The 18,129-nt window shown below is 72.8% G+C and carries 17 protein-coding genes; 6 read left to right on the top strand and 11 right to left on the bottom strand.

Going from position 1 to position 18,129, the window contains the following annotated elements; genetic code table 11:
- Positions 1 to 119: 119 nt before the first annotated feature.
- The 4 genes from ACFOX0_RS22865 to ACFOX0_RS22850 form a co-directional block, all read right to left on the bottom strand.
- Positions 120 to 575 carry an SRPBCC family protein gene (locus tag ACFOX0_RS22865; protein WP_377549449.1) on the bottom strand — a complete coding sequence of 152 codons (456 nt, stop codon included), beginning with the start codon at positions 573 to 575 and terminating at the stop codon, positions 120 to 122.
- Positions 568 to 912, bottom strand: a complete 345-nt coding sequence (locus tag ACFOX0_RS22860; protein WP_377549447.1) for an ArsR/SmtB family transcription factor — start codon at positions 910 to 912, stop codon at positions 568 to 570. Before ACFOX0_RS22860 ends, ACFOX0_RS22865 begins: the two co-directional genes overlap by 8 nt.
- An 8-nt stretch (positions 913 to 920) precedes the next feature.
- Entirely contained in the window at positions 921 to 1,292 is a 372-nt protein-coding gene (locus tag ACFOX0_RS22855; RefSeq protein ID WP_377549445.1) for a VOC family protein, read from the bottom strand.
- A gap of 61 nt (positions 1,293 to 1,353) precedes the next feature.
- The gene (locus ACFOX0_RS22850; protein ID WP_377549443.1) at positions 1,354 to 2,394 is read right to left on the bottom strand and encodes a S66 family peptidase; all 1,041 of its coding nucleotides are present in this window, start codon (positions 2,392 to 2,394) and stop codon (positions 1,354 to 1,356) included.
- Positions 2,395 to 2,447: 53 nt separating this feature from the next.
- Here ACFOX0_RS22850 and ACFOX0_RS22845 point away from each other — a divergent pair, with 53 nt between their 5' ends.
- Together ACFOX0_RS22845 and ppc are read left to right on the top strand one after the other, a co-directional pair.
- Positions 2,448 to 3,512 carry a hypothetical protein gene (locus tag ACFOX0_RS22845; RefSeq protein ID WP_377549441.1) on the top strand — a complete coding sequence of 355 codons (1,065 nt, stop codon included), beginning with the start codon at positions 2,448 to 2,450 and terminating at the stop codon, positions 3,510 to 3,512.
- A gap of 175 nt (positions 3,513 to 3,687) precedes the next feature.
- The gene (gene ppc, locus ACFOX0_RS22840; protein WP_377549439.1) at positions 3,688 to 6,474 is read left to right on the top strand and encodes a phosphoenolpyruvate carboxylase; all 2,787 of its coding nucleotides are present in this window, start codon (positions 3,688 to 3,690) and stop codon (positions 6,472 to 6,474) included.
- Between the two features lie 134 nt (positions 6,475 to 6,608).
- On the opposite strand, the gene ACFOX0_RS22835 is transcribed toward ppc, so the two are convergent.
- The 4 genes from ACFOX0_RS22835 to ACFOX0_RS22820 are packed head-to-tail and all read right to left on the bottom strand — an operon-like array spanning position 6,609 to position 10,045.
- Positions 6,609 to 7,322 (bottom strand): ABC transporter permease, encoded by a 714-nt coding sequence (locus tag ACFOX0_RS22835; protein WP_377549437.1) that lies wholly within the window; start codon positions 7,320 to 7,322, stop codon positions 6,609 to 6,611.
- 2 nt (positions 7,323 to 7,324) lie between these two features.
- Complete coding sequence (locus ACFOX0_RS22830; protein ID WP_377549435.1) at positions 7,325 to 8,236, bottom strand: ABC transporter ATP-binding protein; 912 nt, start codon at positions 8,234 to 8,236, stop codon at positions 7,325 to 7,327.
- Complete coding sequence (locus ACFOX0_RS22825; protein ID WP_377549433.1) at positions 8,233 to 9,138, bottom strand: ABC transporter permease; 906 nt, start codon at positions 9,136 to 9,138, stop codon at positions 8,233 to 8,235. The genes ACFOX0_RS22830 and ACFOX0_RS22825 overlap by 4 nt, the downstream gene beginning before the upstream one ends.
- The gene (locus ACFOX0_RS22820) at positions 9,125 to 10,045 is read right to left on the bottom strand and encodes an ABC transporter ATP-binding protein (protein WP_377549431.1); all 921 of its coding nucleotides are present in this window, start codon (positions 10,043 to 10,045) and stop codon (positions 9,125 to 9,127) included. The genes ACFOX0_RS22825 and ACFOX0_RS22820 overlap by 14 nt, the downstream gene beginning before the upstream one ends.
- A 205-nt stretch (positions 10,046 to 10,250) precedes the next feature.
- Between ACFOX0_RS22820 and ACFOX0_RS22815 the strand changes: the two genes are divergently transcribed.
- From ACFOX0_RS22815 to galT, 3 genes are all read left to right on the top strand, one after another.
- The gene (locus ACFOX0_RS22815) at positions 10,251 to 10,847 is read left to right on the top strand and encodes a DM13 domain-containing protein (protein ID WP_377549429.1); all 597 of its coding nucleotides are present in this window, start codon (positions 10,251 to 10,253) and stop codon (positions 10,845 to 10,847) included.
- A 181-nt stretch (positions 10,848 to 11,028) separates the two neighbouring features.
- Positions 11,029 to 12,558 (top strand): adenylyl-sulfate kinase, encoded by a 1,530-nt coding sequence (gene cysC, locus ACFOX0_RS22810; RefSeq protein WP_377549427.1) that lies wholly within the window; start codon positions 11,029 to 11,031, stop codon positions 12,556 to 12,558.
- Between the two features lie 49 nt (positions 12,559 to 12,607).
- Positions 12,608 to 13,687 (top strand): galactose-1-phosphate uridylyltransferase, encoded by a 1,080-nt coding sequence (gene galT, locus ACFOX0_RS22805; protein WP_377549425.1) that lies wholly within the window; start codon positions 12,608 to 12,610, stop codon positions 13,685 to 13,687.
- Positions 13,688 to 13,989: 302 nt separating this feature from the next.
- Here galT and ACFOX0_RS22800 read toward each other — a convergent pair whose 3' ends face one another.
- The 3 genes from ACFOX0_RS22800 to ACFOX0_RS22790 form a co-directional block, all read right to left on the bottom strand.
- Positions 13,990 to 15,207 (bottom strand): NADP-dependent isocitrate dehydrogenase, encoded by a 1,218-nt coding sequence (locus tag ACFOX0_RS22800; RefSeq protein ID WP_377549602.1) that lies wholly within the window; start codon positions 15,205 to 15,207, stop codon positions 13,990 to 13,992.
- A gap of 239 nt (positions 15,208 to 15,446) precedes the next feature.
- Positions 15,447 to 16,400: a malate dehydrogenase gene (locus tag ACFOX0_RS22795; protein WP_377549423.1), complete on the bottom strand. Its 954-nt coding sequence runs from the start codon at positions 16,398 to 16,400 to the stop codon at positions 15,447 to 15,449.
- Positions 16,401 to 16,525: 125 nt separating this feature from the next.
- Entirely contained in the window at positions 16,526 to 17,386 is an 861-nt protein-coding gene (locus tag ACFOX0_RS22790; protein ID WP_377549421.1) for a bifunctional methylenetetrahydrofolate dehydrogenase/methenyltetrahydrofolate cyclohydrolase, read from the bottom strand.
- A gap of 167 nt (positions 17,387 to 17,553) precedes the next feature.
- Here ACFOX0_RS22790 and ACFOX0_RS22785 point away from each other — a divergent pair, with 167 nt between their 5' ends.
- Positions 17,554 to 18,129, top strand: coding sequence for a hypothetical protein (locus ACFOX0_RS22785; RefSeq protein WP_377549419.1), 576 nt, complete (start codon positions 17,554 to 17,556; stop codon positions 18,127 to 18,129).

Here is an 18,129-nt window from a genome sequence, read left to right as displayed (position 1 = left end):
CGCCGCCGTGGCAGAGTCGGCGGCAAGCCGAGCTGGGTGCAGTTGTTGTCGCTCCAGCAGCAAGAAGTGCACCCAGCCCAGCCTGGCCAGCCGCGACGCGGGTGGCGGCACGGCGGGACCTACATGTGGTCGACGGTGTCGCGGAGGGCGGTCAGCACCCGGGAGCGCCAGCCGCCGGACATGATCTGGCGGGCCCGCTGCTGGACGGGGTTGTCCGGATCGAAGCCCTCGTGGACGACGAACAGCCGGGTGCCTCTCCCCTCGGCGCGCAGGGTCCAGGTGATCGTCCAGTCCACCTGGGCGCCGGGCGCCGGGTCGGCGTCCCGCCAGCCCAGCCGCAGCATCCGTTCCGGCTCGAAGGCCAGCACCTCGGCCCGTACCGTGCCGGAGAAGCCGGTGGCCGGCACGGCCAGCCCGCGCATGGTGTAGCGGTGACCGACCTCCAGCCGGAAGTCGCCGGGCATCAGCCACCGTGCGATCAGCTCCGGCTCGGTCAGTGCCCGCCACACCTTCGCCGGCGGATGCGGCAGGAACTGATCGACCCGCACGACGGTCGGATCCGGGTCGTCAGCCATCGGCGTCCTCGTCCATCGTGTCGAGGACGGTACGCAGGTCGGTGAGCTTCCCGCGCCAGAACCGCTCGAACGGGTCGAGCCAGTCCCGCACCTCGGTCAACGGTACGGCCTCCAGCTGGTAGAGCCGCTGCCGGCCGACCCTGCGTTCGCTGACCAGCCCGCACTCGCGCAGCACCCGCAGGTGCTCGGAGAAGCTGGGCCGGGCCATGTCGAAGGATCCGGCCAACCGGGCCACCGGCTGCGGCCCGGCGTCCCGCAGCAGCCGCAGCACCTCCCGGCGTACCGGGCTGGCCAGCGCCGCGAAGACCCGGTCGGCGGGGGCGTCCGTGGTCGGCATCGCGGCGCTCAGAAGCCGACCGGCGTCGGGGTGGCCAGGACCAGCCGGTTGCCGTCCGGGTCGGTGAACACGGCCTGTCGACCCCAGGGGTACTCGGTCGGGCCCTTCACGAGGGCGCCGCACTCGGTCAGTCGGGCGCAGTCGGCCTCCAGGTCGGCGCTCTCCAGCACGATGCCCTGGGCGCTGCCCGGCTCGAAGCCCGCTGCGGTGGCCAGCGTGAAGCTGGTCTGGGCGCCCTTCGGCGCGACCTGGATCCAGCGGACCGGCCCGACCCGGCGGTCGACGACCACCTCGAAGCCGAGGGTGTCCACGTAGAAGGCCCTGGCCCGGTCCTGGTCGGTCACGGGCACGGTGACGAATCTGGTGTGGGTGATGTTCATGCCCGAAGAATAGGTAGGAAATTTCCTACCTGTCAACACCGACCAGGCCGGGGCCCCGGGATCAGTAGCGGGCGTGGACGCGACGGGTGGTGCCGTCGACCCGGACGGTGCCGCCGTACGGGAGGATCAACTGCGGGTCGGTGTGCCCGACGTCGAGGTCGAAGACCACCACCGCGTCCGGGGCGTACTCGGCCAGGGCGCGGGTGACGGCGGCGCGCTGGGCGGTGACGTACGCCCGCTTCTCCGGCCCGGCGAGCGGGCGCTCGTGGTGCCACGCCTTGGCCCGACCGACCAGAACGGCCGGGAAGCCGGCCAACAGGCCGCGCTCGCCGAGGTTGCGCAGGATGCGGTAAACCTCGACGTCCGGGGGCAACTCCTCCGAGGTCTCGATCAGGAAGACGCAGCCGGCGAGGCCGGCGGTCGGGCCGATCCGGTCGGCCTGCGCCAGCCAGGACAGGATCTCCAGGTTGCCGCCCCAGAGGGTGCCCTCGACCAGCCGCTCCGGGCCGGCCCAGGTCCACCCCTCGCCGGGGAACATCCGCGGCGGGCCGGCCAGGACGTCGTGGTCGCGCCAGTCGCCGGGCTCGTCGGTCCAGTCGACGGACGGGCGCAGTTCGTACCAGTCGGAGTCGAACAGCGCGGCGCGCAACGAGTCGGCCGTGGCCGGGTGCAGGCCGCCGGCGCGGCCGAGGTGGACCATGACCGAGCCGCCGTGGTAGCCGACGAGGCCCAGCCCGTACAGGTGGTTGAGCAGGTTGGTGTTGTCCGAGAAGCCGAAGAACGGCTTGGGGTTGGCCCGCAGCACCGCGTCGTCCAGGTGCGGCAGGACGGTGATCTGGTCGTCGCCGCCGATGGTGGCCAGCACCGCGGCGATCGACGGGTCGGCGAACGCGGCGGTCACGTCCCGGGCCCGGTCGGCCGGGTCGGCGCCCATGATCCGGGTGGTCGGGTACTCGACCGGGATCAGCCCGAAGGTGTCACGCAGCCGGCGCAGGCCCAGCTCGTGCACCTCGGGGAAGATCGCCGGCAGGCCGGCAGACGGGGAGAGCACGGCGACCCGGTCGCCGGGTCGCGGCTTCGGTGGATAGGTCAACGGGGACATGACCGCACGCTATCGGCCAACCCAAACGGTTAAAACTACCATATTATGACGAAATGAGCAGCGAGGAACACCGGGCCGGCGAGAGCCTCGGCGTCCGCGCCGAGCCGACCGGAAACCGCGAGTTCCGCCGGGCGACGGTCCGTGGCGCGGCCCTGCTGTTCGGCACGCTGGTGCTGGCCACCGCGTTCATCGCGGCCTACGCCGGCGCGCTGCACAAGCCAACGCCGCGCGACGTACCGGTCGGGGTGGTCCGCGACGACCGCGCCGCGCGGGAGCTGACCGACACCGTCGTGACCCGCACCGACCAGATCACGACCTTCCAGTACGCCGACCGCGCCGCCGCCGACGCCGCCCTCACCGACCGCGCGGTCTACGCGGTGCTCACCTCGAACCCGCCCGACGGGACACCCGGGTTCACCCTGACCACCGCCAGCGCCGCCGGGCCGATCGCCGCCGACCTGGTCGACCAGGTCATCGGTACGGCGGCCCAGCGGGCCCAACTGCCGCTGACCGTCACCGACCGGGTGCCGGTGTCGCCCGACGACCCGCGCGGGCTGGTGCCGTTCTACCTGGCCATCGGGTTGGTGCTGGGCGGCTACCTCGGGTCGGCGGTGCTCGGCATCTCGATCGGCACCACCCCCGCCACCACCCGCCGGGCCGGCCTGCGGGTCGCCGCGTTCGCCGGCTACGCGGCGCTGCTCGGGCTGGCCGGGGCGCTGGTCACCGGCCCGCTGCTGGGCGTGTGGCAGACCCGGTTCGCCAGCGTCTTCGCCGCGAACGTGCTGATCGTCTTCGCCGCGGCCACCGCCGCCGCCGCGGTGCAGGCCTGGCTCGGCCTGCTCGGCACCGGCCTGGTCATCCTGCTGCTGGTGGTGATTGGCAACCCCGGCTCCGGCGGGATCTACCCGCCCGAGTTCCTGCCCGGTTTCTTCGCCGGCATGCACCGCTGGAACCTGCCCGGCCTGGCCACCGACCTGATCAAGTCGGTCGCGTACTTCCAGCCCCGGGCCGCCGGCTGGCCGCTGGTCTGGCTGGCGGTGTGGGCGCTGGTCGGCCTGCTCGCCCTGTTCGCCGCCACCGTGCTGTCCCGCCGCCGGGCCGACCGGAGAGTACGGTAGCCGGCCGAAGTGTGAGGTAGTCCTCACCGAAACCTCCCGGCCCTGCGCGTAAGGACTTTTCGGGTCGTGCACAGAGCGACAAACCCGGGTCCGCTCGGCACCGGGGGCCCGGTCACGGCTACGATCCAGCATGTCGGACAGCGCGGTCCAGCCCCACCAAGGTTAGGAGCGGACCGTGACTGACTCCCCGCGACATGACGGCCCCGACGCGGCCCTCCGGGCCGACATCCGCCGACTCGGCACCCTCCTCGGCCAGACCCTCGCCCGGCAGGAGGGTCCACCCCTGCTGGACCTGGTCGAGGAGATCCGGGCCCTGGTCCGGTCCGACGCTGACGCCGCCGCACAGCGGCTCGGCACGATGGACGTCGGCACCGGCACCAAGCTGGCCCGCGCCTTCTCCACCTACTTCCACCTGGCCAACATCACCGAGCAGGTGCACCGCGCGCGCGACCTGCGCCGGCAGCGGGCCACCCACGGCGGTTGGCTGGACCAGGCGGCCAAGCTGATCGCCGAGCGCGGGGTGCCCGCCGAGGAGGTGGCCGCCACCGCGCGTCGGCTGGCCGTACGGCCGGTCTTCACCGCGCACCCGACCGAGGCGGCCCGCCGGTCGATCCTGTCGAAGCTGCGGGCCGTCGCCGACGAGTTGGACGCGGAGACCGCCGCCGCGATCCTGTACGGCGCCAGCGACGAGGGCCCGGCCAACCGACGGCTGGCCGAACTGCTCGACCTGCTGTGGCAGACCGACGAGCTGCGGTTGGACCGGCCGGACCCCACCGACGAGGCCCGCAACGCCATCTACTACCTGCGCGACCTGTACGCCGAGGCGGCCCCGCAGGTGCTGGACAACCTCGCCGAGACGCTGCGCAGCGTGGGCGTGGAGACCTCACCCACCTCCCGGCCGCTCACCTTCGGCACCTGGATCGGCGGCGACCGGGACGGCAACCCGTTCGTCACCCCGCAGGTCACCCGCGAGGTGCTACTCATCCAGCACGAGCACGGCCTGCTCGCCGCCGACGCGGCGATGGAGTCGCTGATCAACGAGGTGTCGGTGTCCCGCCGGCTGCGCGGGGTGTCCCTGGACCTGTCCGCCAGCCTGGCCAAGGACCTGGACGCGCTGCCCGAGGTGGCGACCCGGTTCCGCCGGATCAACGCCGAGGAGCCGTACCGGCTCAAGGCCCGGTGCGTCCGGGCCAAGCTGGCCAACACCCGGCTCCGGCTGCGCCAGGGCACCCCGCACGTACCGGGGCGGGACTACCTGGGCTCGGCCGAACTGATCGCCGACCTGGAGCTGATGCGCGCCTCGCTGGCCCGCAACTCCGGGCAGCTCACCGCGATCGGCCGGCTCGCCTCGGTGATCCGTACCGTGTCGGCGTTCGGGTTGCACCTGGCCACGATGGACGTCCGCGAACACGCCGAGGCGCACCACGTCGTGCTCGGCCAGCTGTACGGGTTGGTCGGCGAGGTGGCCGACTACCACGGCCTCAGCCGGGCCGACCGGACCAAGCTGCTCGCCGAGGAGCTGGCCGGCCGCCGCCCGCTGTCCCGGCTGGACACCCCGCTGACCGAGCCGGCCCGCAAGACCTTCGACGTGTTCGGCGCCATCCGCGACGTCCAGGACCGGTTCGGCGAGGAGGTCGTCGAGTCGTACATCATCTCGATGACGATGGGCGCGGACGACGTGCTGGCCGCGGTGCTGCTGGCCCGCGAGGCCGGCCTGGTGGACGTGCACAGCGGCCGGGCCCTGATCGGGTTCGTCCCGCTGCTGGAGACCCCGGCCGAGCTGAAGGCCGGCGGCGACCTGCTGGACGAACTGCTCTCCATCCCCGCCTACCGGGCCGTGGTGTCCGCCCGGGGCAACGTGCAGGAGGTGATGCTCGGCTACTCCGACTCCAACAAGGAGGCCGGCATCACCACCTCCCAGTGGTCCATCCACCGGGCACAGCGCGCGCTGCGGGACGTGGCCCACCGGCACGGCGTACGGCTGCGGTTGTTCCACGGCCGGGGCGGCACCGTGGGGCGCGGCGGTGGGCCGACGCACGAGGCGATCCTGGCCCAGCCGTACGGAACGCTGGACGGCGCGATCAAGGTGACCGAGCAGGGCGAGGTGATCTCCGACAAGTACACCCTGCCGTCGCTGGCCCGGGAGAACCTGGAACTGACCCTGGCCGCCGTGCTGCAGAGCGCGCTGCTGGTGACCGCGCCGCGGCAGCCGGCCGAGACCCTGCAGCACTGGGACGCGACGATGGACACCGTCTCCGAGGCTGCCTATCGGGCGTACCGGTCGCTGGTGGAGGACCCGGACCTGCCGGCGTACTTCTGGGCGTCCACCCCGACCGAGCTGCTCGGCGCGCTGAACATCGGTTCCCGGCCGGCCAAGCGGCCCAACACCGGGGCCGGGCTGGCCGGCCTGCGGGCCATCCCGTGGGTGTTCGGCTGGACCCAGACCCGGCAGATCGTGCCCGGCTGGTTCGGCGTCGGGTCCGGCCTGGCCGCCGCCCGGGAGGCCGGGCTGGCGGACGTGCTGGCCGAGATGCACCGCAGCTGGCACTTCTTCTCCACGTTCCTGTCGAACGTCGAGATGATGTTGACCAAGACCGACCTGAACATCGCCCGCCGGTACGTCGAGACGCTCGTCCCGGAGCCGCTGCGGCCGATCTTCGACAAGATCAGCGAGGAGTACGAGCTGACCAAGCGCGAGGTGCTGGCCATCACGTCGTCCCCCGCGCTGCTGGAGAACTCGCCGGTGCTGCAACGCACCCTGGCCGTCCGGGACACCTACCTGGAGCCGCTGCATCACCTCCAGGTGGCCCTGCTGCGCCAGTACCGGGAGTCCGGCGCCCCCGGTCGGGCGGTGGCCACCGCGCCGGGCGGTCGGCGCGCCCCCGGCGACGGCACCGCCCTGGAACGCGCCCTGCTCACCACGGTCAACGGCATCGCCGCCGGCATGCGCAACACCGGCTGAGCACCGGAACCGCCCGGCGACCCCGCGTGGCGCGGGACCGCCGGGCGTGGCCACCGGCCCCGCTGGGTGGGGCCGGTGGTCGTCGCGTCGGCCGATCGGCCGGCCGGCAGCGCCCGCGTCGCCGGGGACCGCGGTCAGCTCGTCTCGCCGGCCACGCTGAACGAGCGGAGCCGGTCGACGGCCAGCGCGGTGAAGCCGACCGTGATGACCGCGCACATCGCGACCGACACCCCGAACGAGACCGTGGTGCCCAACAGCGGCGTTGACGCGATCTTGTCGGCGATGGCGATCACGTAGTGCTGGATCGACAGCACCCGGGTGCCGGTGACCAGGTTGCTCAGCAGGCCCTCCCAGATCAGCACGTAGACCAGGCCGAGCAGCACCGGCCGCCGGGTGACCAGGCTGAGCGCCAGGAACAGCGCCGAGTAGGCCAGCGCGCCGACCGCGCTCGCCGCGGCCAGGGCCAGCCCGAGCCGGGCCGAGTCGGCCAGCACCCCCGCGACGTACAGCGGCAGGGCCGCGGTCAGCGCGGTCACGCCGGCCGCGACGGCCAGCTTCGGCAGCACGATCTGCCAGCGTGGCAGCGGCTTGGTGAGGATGTGCACGATCGTGCCGTCGTCGATCTCCGAACCGAGCACGCCGGTGCCGACGATCAGGGCGATCACCGGCAGCACCACGCCGAGCCCCAACCCGACCAGCACGGGCTGGGCCCACTGTGCCCCGTCCACGCCGGCCGTCCGGGCCACCACGGCCAGCCCGACCAGCAGTACGGGCAGCGGCAGCAGCAACAGCACCCGGCGACGGCCGAACAGTCCGCGCGCGGTGATCCAGGCGATGGTCGCGTTCACCGTTAAACCTCCACCAGGTAGCTGAAGACGCTCTCGAGGGACTCGTCGGAGGGCAGCAGTCGGCGTACCCGGATCCCGGCGCGTAGCGCGATCTTGGGTAGCGCCCGGGTGAAGCTGCCGTAGTCGCCGGCCCGGACGGTCAGCCCGGCCCGGTCGATCTCGACGCCGGTGACCGACGCCTCGGCCATCAGCGCCACCGCCAGCGCCCGGTCGTCGGTGGACTGGACGGCGAAGACGTGCGGCCGGTTGGTCATCAACCGGCGGATCGTCCGGAAGTCGCCGGAGGCGGCCAGCCGACCGGCCACGATCACCTGCACGGTGCCGGAGAGCTGCTCGACCTCCTCCAGGATGTGCGAGCTGAACAGGATGGTCCGGCCCTGGCCGCCGAGCGCGTGCAGCAGCTCCATCATGTGCAGGCGCTGCCGCGGGTCCATGCCGTTGAACGGCTCGTCGAGCAGCAGTACCTCCGGGTCGTGCACCAGCGCGGCGGCCACCCGGGTCCGCTGCCGCATCCCCTTCGAGTACGTGGCGATCCGGCGGTCCTGGACGTCGGTCATCTCGACCAGTTCGATCGCCCGCCGGGCCGCCGCCTCCGGCTCGTCCAGCTTGTGCAGTTTCGCGCTGGCCAGCACGAACTCGTAGGCGCTGAGGAAGCCGTGCACCGCCTCCCGCTCGGTGACCAGCCCGATCTGCCGGTAGACGGCCGGGTTGCGCCAACTCGGCGTGCCGCCGACGGTGACCGCGCCCCGGGACGGGGACAGGAACCCCGCCATCATGTGCAGCACGGTGGTCTTGCCCGCGCCGTTCGGGCCGAGCAGGCCGGTCACGCCCGCGCCGAGGGTCATCGTGATGTCGTTGACCGCCACCACGTTGCCGTACCAGCGGGACACCCCGCGCAGTTCCACGTTGGTCATGACGAGGCGACCTTCCGGTAACGCAGGAGCAGCAACAGGGTGCAGGCGACGACCAGGACCATGGCGACCGCGCCGTAGACCGGCCCGAAGTGGCCGGTCGACAGGCCGCCCTCCCGGCCCGCGGTGATCAGCTGGCCGTGGAACAGCCAGCCGCCGACGCCCTGCACCAGGCTCGACGGCGAGACCAGGCCGGCCAGCTCGTTGACCGTCCGGGACGGCAGGACCGACAGCACCCCGGCGACCGGGGTGGTCATCAGGAACACCGCGACGATGCCGCCGGCGGCGAACGCCCGCTTGCCGGTCAGCGAGGCCACCAGCAGGCCGACCGAGGCGAACACCGCCGCCCAGATGCCGGCGTAGGCCAGGCCGGGCAGCAGGTCCAGGAACTCGTCCCAGACGCCGCGCAGGCCGTTGCCGGTGGTGAACGCCGCGCCGAGGAACATCAGCAGCTGCGGGCCGCCGAGCAGCAACCAGACCGCGGTGAACATGGCGCCGAGCTTGGCCAACGCGTAGTCGCCGCGGCGCAGCGGCCGGGAGAAGTGAAGCGGCAGCACGCCGCTGCGGATGTCCCGGGAGACCAGTTCCGGACCGATCACCGCGACGAAGAAGATCACCAGCCAGCTCATCGAGTCGGCGAACTGGGCGTAGGTCATGATGACCTGGCCGAACTGGGCCCGGACCGCGGTCAGCACGGTGGCGACCACCACCACGATGCCGACGATCAGCCACGGGAAGATCTTGGCCTTGGCGCTGCGGCCCAGGCCGAAGGCGGTCCGCAGCGCGTGTCCGTAGAGCGCGCCGACCACGTGCCGCCGGCCCAGCCGCGGCCCGGCGTAGCGCTGGTAGCCGATGTCGTGGATGACCCCGTCCGGTGCCGAGGTACGGGTCTCAAGCGTTGGCACTGGCGGTCTCCCTGCTGGCGAAGAGCTCGGCGACCCGGTGCCGGCGCTGGTCGAGCCGGTGCAGCGGCAGGTCCAGCTCGGCCACCGCGGTCAGGATCTGGTCGTACGTGCCGTCGTCGGCGAGCGGCACCAGCAGCAGCCGGCCGTCCCGCTGGACCGGCAGGTCGAGCGCCGCGAGGCGGGCGGCCAGCTCGTCGGCGCCCTCGCTGACCTCGATCGACAACACGTCGGTGGCGGTGGTCATCGCGGCGATGTTGTCCGACCGCAGCAGCCGGCCGCCGTCGATGGCCACCAGCGAGTCGCAGATCCGCTCGACCTCGCCGAGCAGGTGCGAACAGACCAGCACCGAGATGCCGAACTCCCCGCCGATCCGCTGGATCAGGGCGAGCATGGCGTCCCGGCCGGCCGGGTCCAGGCCGTTGGTCGGTTCGTCGAGCAGCAGCAGGTCCGGATCGTGCACCAGCGCCTGGGCCAGTTTCACCCGCTGCTTCATGCCGGTGGAGTAGCCGCCGACCTGGCGGTAGCGCTCCTCGTAGAGGCCGACGTGCCGCAGCGCCTCGGAGGCCCGCTCGCGGGCGGCGGTCCGGGGCAGGCCGCTGATCCGGGCCATGTGGGTGACGAACTCGGCCGCGGACAGGTCCGGCGGCAGGCAGTCGTGCTCGGGCATGTAACCCACCCGGGCCCGGACCGCCATCGGCTCGGTCGTCGGGTCGAGGTCGAGCACGCGGGCCTGCCCGCTGGTGGGTTCGAGCAGGCCGAGCAGGATCTTGATGAAGGTGGACTTGCCGGCGCCGTTGGCGCCGACCAGCCCGACGATGCCGGGTTCGACGGCGACCGTGAGGTCGGACAACGCCGTCACCCGCCCGCCGTACGTCTTGGTGAGCGACTGGGTCGCGATCAGGGTCACGCCCACAGCGTATTGACCGCGCGCACCACCGTGGTCCAGGCTCGACCCTGGTCGCTCCCTGGTTCCCCCGGCCGACCCGCCCCTAGGGGGACACCGCCGCAGCCGGCTTCGGCCCGCCCGGACCGGCGTCGACGGGACGAGCCGTAAGCACCCGGTAATCCCGGCCGGCCCCGCGCCGGGGCCGCACCACGGTTGACTGGGGGCCATGTTCGCTCGTCTGCTCCGCGCGCCGCTGACCTGGATCGTGCTCGCCGTTCTCCTGGTCGGTGCCGGCGCCGGTCTGTACTGGTTCCAACCCTGGAAGCTGGTCACCGACCAGCAGGTCACCGAGAGCCTGGCCACCCCGGAAGCCGGGCCGTCGGCACCGGCCGGCACCCCGGGTACGACCGCACCGTCCGGCGCGCCGGGCAGCACCGCGACCGCCGGGCCGGCCGCGGGGGCGACCCGGCCGGTGCTGGTCAGCCGGGGTGAGTTCGTCAGCCACGAGCACCGGACGACGGGCGCCGCCCGAATCGTCCGGCTGCCCGACGGGTCGCACCGGTTGGAGCTGGTCGGCCTGGCCACCTCGAACGGTCCGGACCTGCGGGTCTGGCTGACCGACCAGCCGGTCCGTACCGGTCGGGCCGGCTGGCAGGTCTTCGACGACGGCCGCTGGGTCGAGCTGGCCCGGTTGAAGGGCAACCGCGGCGACCAGAGCTACCCGATCCCGGCGAACGTCGACCTCACCGACCTGGGCAGCGTCACGATCTGGTGCAAGCGGTTCGCGGTCTCCTTCGGCGCCGCCCCGCTCCAGCCGGCCTGACGACCCCTTCCGCACCTGGTACCGGGCCCGCTGCGGCACCGCCGCCGGTCCGGCCCGGGCCGGCGGCACGGCCCTCGTCGGCACCCGTTCCGATCAGGTCGGTGGGCACTCGTGGAGTGGCGCTCTCGACCGACGGGCCGTGTACTGCGAAACTGTGTGCCGGTCGGAAGGTGGGGGTGCGATGAGCAACGGGTGGACGTTGCCCGACGAGGTGCTGCGCGACGCGCCGGCGTACACGCCGCGTCCGTACGAGCTGGCCGATCTGGAACTGCTGGTCAACGGGGCGTACGCGCCGTTGACCGGGTTCATGGGCCGGGCCGACGTCGCCTCGCTCGGCCGCCGGGGACGGCTCGCCGACGGTACGCCGTGGCCCGCGCCGGTGACCCTGCACGTGCCGACCGCCGTGGCCGAGGAACTCGACCCCGGTGACCCGGGGCGGCGGACCCTGGTGCTGACCGACACCGAGGGCGCCCCGATGGCGCTGCTGGAGGCCACCGACGTCTGGTCGGTCCGGGAGGGCCTGTCCGGTGTCGGCGGTCCGATCCGGCGCATCGGCGACGGCGGGCACGGTCCGTTCCAGCGGTTGCGCCGGATGCCGGACGAGGTGCGCGGCCTGCTGCCGCCGGGGCGGGTGCTCGGCGTCATCGCCGACCGGCCGCTGCACCGCCCGCAGCTGGCGCAGATCGCCCACGCGGCCCGTACCCTCGCCGCGCACCTGCTGGTCCTGATCCCGATCAGCGAGCCGGCGGCGGACGGGCTGCCGCCGGAGGTGCTGGTCCGCAGCGTGTTCGCAGCGAGGGACCGGATGCCGCCGGCCACCCTGGTGGCGGTGCCGCTGGCCCGCCGCGGTGACGAGATCCGGGACGCGCTGCTGCGCGCCCGGGTGGCCGCCGCCTTCGGCGTCACCCACCTGCTGTCCACCGGCGAGATGCTCTCCGGCGGTGGGTTGCGGGTGCTGGTGCCGCGCGAGCTGGCCTACGACAACCGGGACGGTCAGTGGCGCTGGCGGGACGACATCCCGCCGCGCAACCGGCGGTTGGCGCTGCGCGCCGAGGAGATCGAGGACCTGCTCGACCGGGGCTTCCCGCTGCCCGAGTGGCACACCCCGCCGGCGGTGGCCAAGGAGCTGGCCCGGGCCCGGCCGCCCCGCCGGCACCGCGGCGTCGTGGTGTTCTTCACCGGCCTGTCCGGTTCCGGCAAGTCCACAATCGCCCGCGGCCTGGCCGACGCGCTGCGGGAGAGCGGGGACCGGACGGTCACCCTGCTGGACGGCGACGTGGTCCGCCGGGAGTTGTCCGCCGGGCTCGGCTTCAGCCGCACCGACCGCGATCTCAACGTACGCCGGATCGGCTGGGTCGCCGCCGAGGTGGCCCGGCACCGCGGCATGGCGCTGTGCTGCCCGATCGCCCCGTACGCGAAGGCCCGCGCGACCGCCCGACAGATGGCCCTGGCGGCCGGTGCAGGGTTCCTGCTGGTGCATGTCGCGACCCCGCTGGAGGTCTGCGAGCGGCGCGACCGCAAGGGCCTGTACGCCCGGGCCCGGGCCGGCCTGCTGACCGGGATGACCGGTGTCGACGACCCGTACGAGGAGCCGACCGACGCCGACCTGGTGCTGGACACCAGCGCGCTGACCGTGGAGGAGGCGGTGCAGGCCGTGCTGGCCCATCTGACCGACACCGGCTGGGTCGAGCCCCGGCTGCAACCGGCCTGATCACACCCCACTTACCGCCGCCGCGACGGGCGCGCTAGCGTTCGTCGGCATGAGACGCACCGCGGTCCGACTCGCCGACGGGCGCGAGTTGATCTATTTCGACGAGCGCGACGACGCCGTCCGGGAGGTGCCGGACCGGCGGGACCTGCCACCGCCACCGCCGGCCTCGCAGCTGCGCTACGACCCGCTGGTGGACGAGTGGGTGGCGGTCGCCGCGCACCGGCAGACCCGGATCTTCCTCCCGCCGACCGACCAGTGCCCGCTGTGCCCGTCGACGCCCGAGCGGTCCACCGAGATCCCGGCGTACGACTACGACGTGGCCGTCTTCGAGAACCGGTTCCCGTCGTTCAGCGACCGGCCCGGGGAGCCCGCCGGTGAGCTGACCCCGCTGTCACCGACCCGGCCCGGGACCGGGCGGTGCGAGGTGGTCTGCTTCACCGCCGAGCACGACAGCTCGTTCGCCCGGCTGGCCCCGCCCCGGGTACGTACCGTGCTGGACGCGTTGGCCGACCGGACCACCGCGCTGTCCGGGTTGCCCGGGGTGGAGCAGGTGTTCTGCTTCGAGAACCGGGGCGTGGAGATCGGCGTGACGCTGCACCACCCGCACGGCCAGATCTACGCGTACCCGTTCGTCACGCCGCGTACCCGGGCGATGCTGGCGGCGGCGCGGCGGCACGCCGAGCGCACCGGCGGCGGCAACCTGTACGCCGACGTGCTGGCCGCCGAGCGGGCCGCCAAGGACCGGGTGGTCGCGGAGAACGAGCACTGGACCGCGTACGTGCCGGCGGCGGCCCGCTGGCCGTTCGAGGTGCACCTCGCCCCGCACCGGCCGGTGCCGGACATCCCGGCGTTGGACGACGCCGAGCGGGACGCGTTCGGCCCGCTCTACCTGGACCTGTTGCGCCGGTTCGACCGGCTGTTCGACAAGCCGATGCCGTACATCTCGGCCTGGCACCAGGCCCCGGTCCGGACCGACCGGGAGCTGGGCCACCTGCACCTGCAGCTGTTCAGCATCCGGCGGGCGGCCGACAAGCTGAAGTACCTCGCCGGTTCGGAGTCGGCGATGGGCGTCTTCATCAACGACATCGCCCCCGAACAGGCCGCGGACCTGCTCCGCCAGGCGGCCTGACCGCCGCCCCGGACGGGGGCGCGGGGGGCCCGGGACAGGGCCCCCCGCTGGGAAGGGACGGCTGGCTGTGCGCGACAGCCGGAGAGACCTCCGGGCGTCCACCCCAGGCGGGGTGGACTCTCGATCGGCCGGTTCTCCCGGACGCGACTGGCATCGCATCCACCTAGTCCAACGAGCCGAGGCCGCCCCGGGTGACGTACCGGCGTCCGCTCGGGCCCGCGCGGGGCGGCCCCTTTTTCCCGTACGCGAAAAGGCCCGCCGCCCCGATCGGGTCGGCGGGCCTTCGCGGCGGGTGACCGGGGTCAGCCGTTGATCTTCTTGGCGAGGTTCTCGTCCAGGGCGTTCATGAACTCGTCGGTGGTCAGCCACGGCGCGTCCCGGCTGATCAGCAGGGCGAGGTCCTTGGTCATCTGGCCGCCCTCGACGGTGTCGACGATGACCCGCTCCAGGGTGTCGGCGAACTCGGTGACCGCCGGGGTACCGTCCAGCTTGCCCCGGTGGGCCAGGCCCCGGGTCCAGGCGTAGATCGAGGCGATCGGGTTGGTCGAGGTCTTCTCGCCCTTCTGGTACTGCCGGTAGTGCCGGGTCACCGTGCCGTGCGCGGCCTCGGCCTCGACGGTACGTCCGTCCGGGGAGAGCAGCACGGAGGTCATCAGGCCCAGCGAGCCGAAGCCCTGGGCGACGGTGTCGGACTGCACGTCACCGTCGTAGTTCTTGCAGGCCCAGACGTAGCCGCCCTCCCACTTGAGCGCGGCGGCGACCATGTCGTCGATCAGCCGGTGCTCGTAGGTGATGCCGGCGGCGTCGAACTCCGACTTGAACTCGTTCTCGAACACCTCGGCGAAGATGTCCTTGAACCGGCCGTCGTAGGCCTTGAGGATGGTGTTCTTGGTGGACAGGTAGACCGGGTAGCCACGGTCCAGGCCGTACCGGAACGAGGCGCGGGCGAAGTCCCGGATCGACTCGTCGAAGTTGTACATGCCCATCGCGATGCCGCCGCCGGGGAAGTTGGCGACCTCCATCTCGATCGGGTCGCCGCCCTCGGACGGGGTGTACGTGATGGTCACCGTGCCCGGGCCGGGGACGACGAAGTCGCTGGCCTTGTACTGGTCGCCGTGCGCGTGCCGGCCGATGATGATCGGCTTGGTCCAGCCGGGCACCAGCCGCGGCACGTTGGACATGATGATCGGCTCGCGGAAGACGACACCGCCGAGGATGTTCCGGATCGTGCCGTTCGGCGAACGCCACATCTTCTTGAGGCCGAACTCCTCGACGCGGGCCTCGTCCGGGGTGATGGTCGCGCACTTCACGCCCACGCCGTGTTCCTTGATGGCGTTGGCGGCGTCGACGGTGACCTGGTCGTCGGTGGCGTCGCGGTGCTGGATCGACAGGTCGTAGTAACGCAGGTCGACGTCGAGGTAGGGCAGGATCAACTGCTCGCGGATCTGCTTCCAGATGATCCTGGTCATCTCGTCGCCGTCGAGTTCGACGACCGGGTTGGTCACCTTGATCTTCGCCACGGCCGGGCGCTCCTCTCGGGGGACGGTAGTCAACAGTACGAGCGTACTGGATGCCCTCCGGCGCGCCACCCCGGCCCGGGCCGACCGCTGCCGCAGGCTCTCCGGCTCGATGCTCTCCTTACCCGTACCCAGGTAGACCAGGTTGAAGCCGACCCCGTCCCGGAAGCGGACCGCCCCGCGACCCGGTGCGGGTCGCGGGGCGGTGTCGGTCTGCCGCCGAACGGGCGGCTGAGCCGTCGTCAGAGGTTGGCGATGTCCGACTGCTTGGCCCGGACGGCCTCGGCGGCGGCGTTCAGCGCGGCCAGCTCGTCGGAGTCCAGCGGGGTTTCGACGACCTTGCGGACGCCCTCCCGGCCGATCTCGGCCTCGACGCCCAGGTAGACGCCCGAGATGCCGTACTCACCGTCGACCCAGGCGCAGACCGGCATGACCTCGCCGGAGTCCTCGATGACGGCCCGCGCCATCCGGGCCGCCGCCGCCGACGGCGCGAAGTACGCCGAACCCGTCTTCAGCAGCGCGACCACCTCGGCGCCGCCGTTGCGGGTCCGGACCACGAGCTCCTCGATCTGCTCGGCCGGCATCGCCTCGCGCAGCGGCTTGCCGTCGACGGTGCTGCGGGACGGGACCGGGACCATGGTGTCGCCGTGCGAGCCGAGGGTCAGCGTCCGCACCGAGCCCACCGGTACGTCCAGCGCCTCGGCGACGAAGTTGCTGAACCGGGCGGTGTCCAGCATCCCGGCCTGGCCGAGCACCCGCTGCTTCGGGAACTGGGTGGCCAGCTGGGCCATCGCGGTCATCTCGTCGAGCGGGTTGGAGACCACGATCACGACGGCGTTCGGGGCGAACTTGGCGACGTTCTCGGCGACCTGGCGGACGATCTTGGCGTTGGTCTCCAGCAGGTCCATCCGGCTCATGCCCGGCTTGCGGGCCAGTCCGGCGGTGATGACCACGACGTCGGAGCCCTCGATGACCTCGTAGCCCTCGCCGCTCGGGCCGGTGGTCTTTCCGACGACCTTCGTCTCGAAGCCCTCGATCGGGCGCGACTGGTTGAGGTCCAGCGCCAGCCCCTCCGGCTTGCCGTCCACGATGTCGGTGATCACGACCGTGTCGAAGACGTTGTACTCGGCCAGGCGCTGCGCGGTGGTCGAGCCGTAGAAACCGGCACCGACGACGGTGACCTTACCCTTACCCATGGTCGTCCCACTCCCTGTACGCGACGGCTTTTTCCGGACCGTATCAGTCATGTTGGCACTCAACGGGTCAGGGGCGTCGGCCGTTGACCGGATCACCCATCCCGGGACCGCCGGGTCGGCCGGCGTCAGCCGCGCTCGGCGCGTTCGACCACGTTGGTCAGCAGCATGGCCCTGGTCATCGGGCCCACTCCGCCGGGCATCGGGGCGACCGCCCTGGCCACGTCCGCCACCTCCGACGCGACGTCGCCGGTGTAGCGGCCCTTGCCGTCCGCGCCGACCACCCGGGTGATGCCGACGTCGACCACCACCGCGTCCGAGCAGACCATGTCCGCCGTGAGCAGCCCCGGTACGCCCGCGGCGACGATCACCACGTCGGCCGTCCGGGTGTGCTTCGCGAGGTCCAGGGTGCCGGTGTGGCAGAGGGTGACGGTCGCGTTCTCGCTGCGCCGGGTCAGCAGCAGGCCGAGCGGACGACCGACGGTGTTGCCCCGGCCGACCACGGCCACCTCGGCGCCGCGCAGCGGTACGTCGTACCGGCGGAGCAGCTCGACGATGCCCCGGGGGGTGCACGGCAGCGGCCCGGCGTAGCCGAGCACCAGCCGGCCGAGGTTGACCGGGTGCAGCCCGTCGGCGTCCTTGTCCGGGTCGATCCGCTCCAGCACCCGTTGGGTGTCCAGGTGCTCGGGCAGCGGCAGCTGGACGATGTAGCCGTGGCAGGCCGGGTCGGCGTTGAGTTCGGCGACGACCGCCTCGACCTGGTCCTGGGTGGCGTCCGCCGGCAGCTCCCGACGCAGCGAGGCGATGCCCACCTCGGCGCAGTCCCGGTGCTTTCCGTTGACGTACGCCTGCGAACCGGGATCCGCGCCGACCAGGACGGTGCCCAGACCCGGGACCACTCCCCGCTCCGCGAGCGCCTTGACCCGGATCCGGAGCTCGTCCTTGATCTCCGCCGCGGTTGCCTTGCCGTCCAGAACGATCGCTGTCACGCTCCTGATCGTCTCACGCGCGCCACCCGGCCGGACCGCCACCACCCGATGCCGTCACCCGCCGATCGGCACGCGGGAACCGGGAATGGAACCGGGAGACGGAGGGCGGACTCGTGATGGGCATGAGTCGACCGCCGCACACCCCTCCCCCGCCTGGATCGCCATCGGTGCACCGGCCGGTCCGGGCCCGCCGGGCACAGCTGTTACTCGCGCCGCTCCTGCTGCTCGCCGGCTGCACCCCGGGCGCCACACCACCGTCGACCACCGGTCCGGCGACGAGCGCCGTACCAGCGTCGACGACCGCCGGCTCACCGGCGGCGGGCAGCCCGCTGGCGGCCGGCGCCGCGCCCGTGCCACCCACCGGCGGGCCGGCGCCGGCCTGTCCGGCCGGCCCCCGCTACTCCCCCGGTCCGAACGGTTTCGAGGTCGAGGGCGCCGGCGACCGGTCGTTGTGGGCGCTGCTGTTCCTCACCCCCGACCACCAGGGCGGCATCCCCGCCGGTCGGGAAGTCAAGATCGTGCTACGGATGACCGGCGACGGTGACCTGGCCGTCCTCGCGACCGGGCCCGACGGGCGGCAGGTCCGGCCGCAGTGGGGCCCGGACAAGCACGGCGGCAGCACCTGGACCCGACCCGGCGACGAGTGGGGCACCGGTTGGACCTTCCCGCTCGCCGGTTGCTGGGTCATCCGGGCCGCCCGCGCGGACGGCGGCACCGCTGCCCTGACCCTCCGCTCGGCCTGA

Source organism: Micromonospora zhanjiangensis (assembly GCF_042650605.1).
Classification (GTDB): domain Bacteria; phylum Actinomycetota; class Actinomycetes; order Mycobacteriales; family Micromonosporaceae; genus Micromonospora_J; species Micromonospora_J zhanjiangensis.
Note: the sequence above shows the minus strand (reverse complement) of the source record. Positions and strands in the feature narration are given on the sequence as shown.

Coding starts and splice junctions, on each gene's coding strand:
- ACFOX0_RS22795 (WP_377549423.1), bottom strand. CDS start 16,400: ATGGGTAAGGGTAAGGTCACCGTCGTCGGTGCCGGTTTCTACGGCTCG.
- ACFOX0_RS22855 (WP_377549445.1), bottom strand. CDS start 1,292: ATGAACATCACCCACACCAGATTCGTCACCGTGCCCGTGACCGACCAG.
- ACFOX0_RS22830 (WP_377549435.1), bottom strand. CDS start 8,236: ATGACCAACGTGGAACTGCGCGGGGTGTCCCGCTGGTACGGCAACGTG.
- ACFOX0_RS22845 (WP_377549441.1), top strand. CDS start 2,448: ATGAGCAGCGAGGAACACCGGGCCGGCGAGAGCCTCGGCGTCCGCGCC.
- ACFOX0_RS22850 (WP_377549443.1), bottom strand. CDS start 2,394: ATGTCCCCGTTGACCTATCCACCGAAGCCGCGACCCGGCGACCGGGTC.
- cysC (WP_377549427.1), top strand. CDS start 11,029: ATGAGCAACGGGTGGACGTTGCCCGACGAGGTGCTGCGCGACGCGCCG.
- ACFOX0_RS22865 (WP_377549449.1), bottom strand. CDS start 575: ATGGCTGACGACCCGGATCCGACCGTCGTGCGGGTCGATCAGTTCCTG.
- galT (WP_377549425.1), top strand. CDS start 12,608: ATGAGACGCACCGCGGTCCGACTCGCCGACGGGCGCGAGTTGATCTAT.
- ACFOX0_RS22815 (WP_377549429.1), top strand. CDS start 10,251: ATGTTCGCTCGTCTGCTCCGCGCGCCGCTGACCTGGATCGTGCTCGCC.
- ACFOX0_RS22860 (WP_377549447.1), bottom strand. CDS start 912: ATGCCGACCACGGACGCCCCCGCCGACCGGGTCTTCGCGGCGCTGGCC.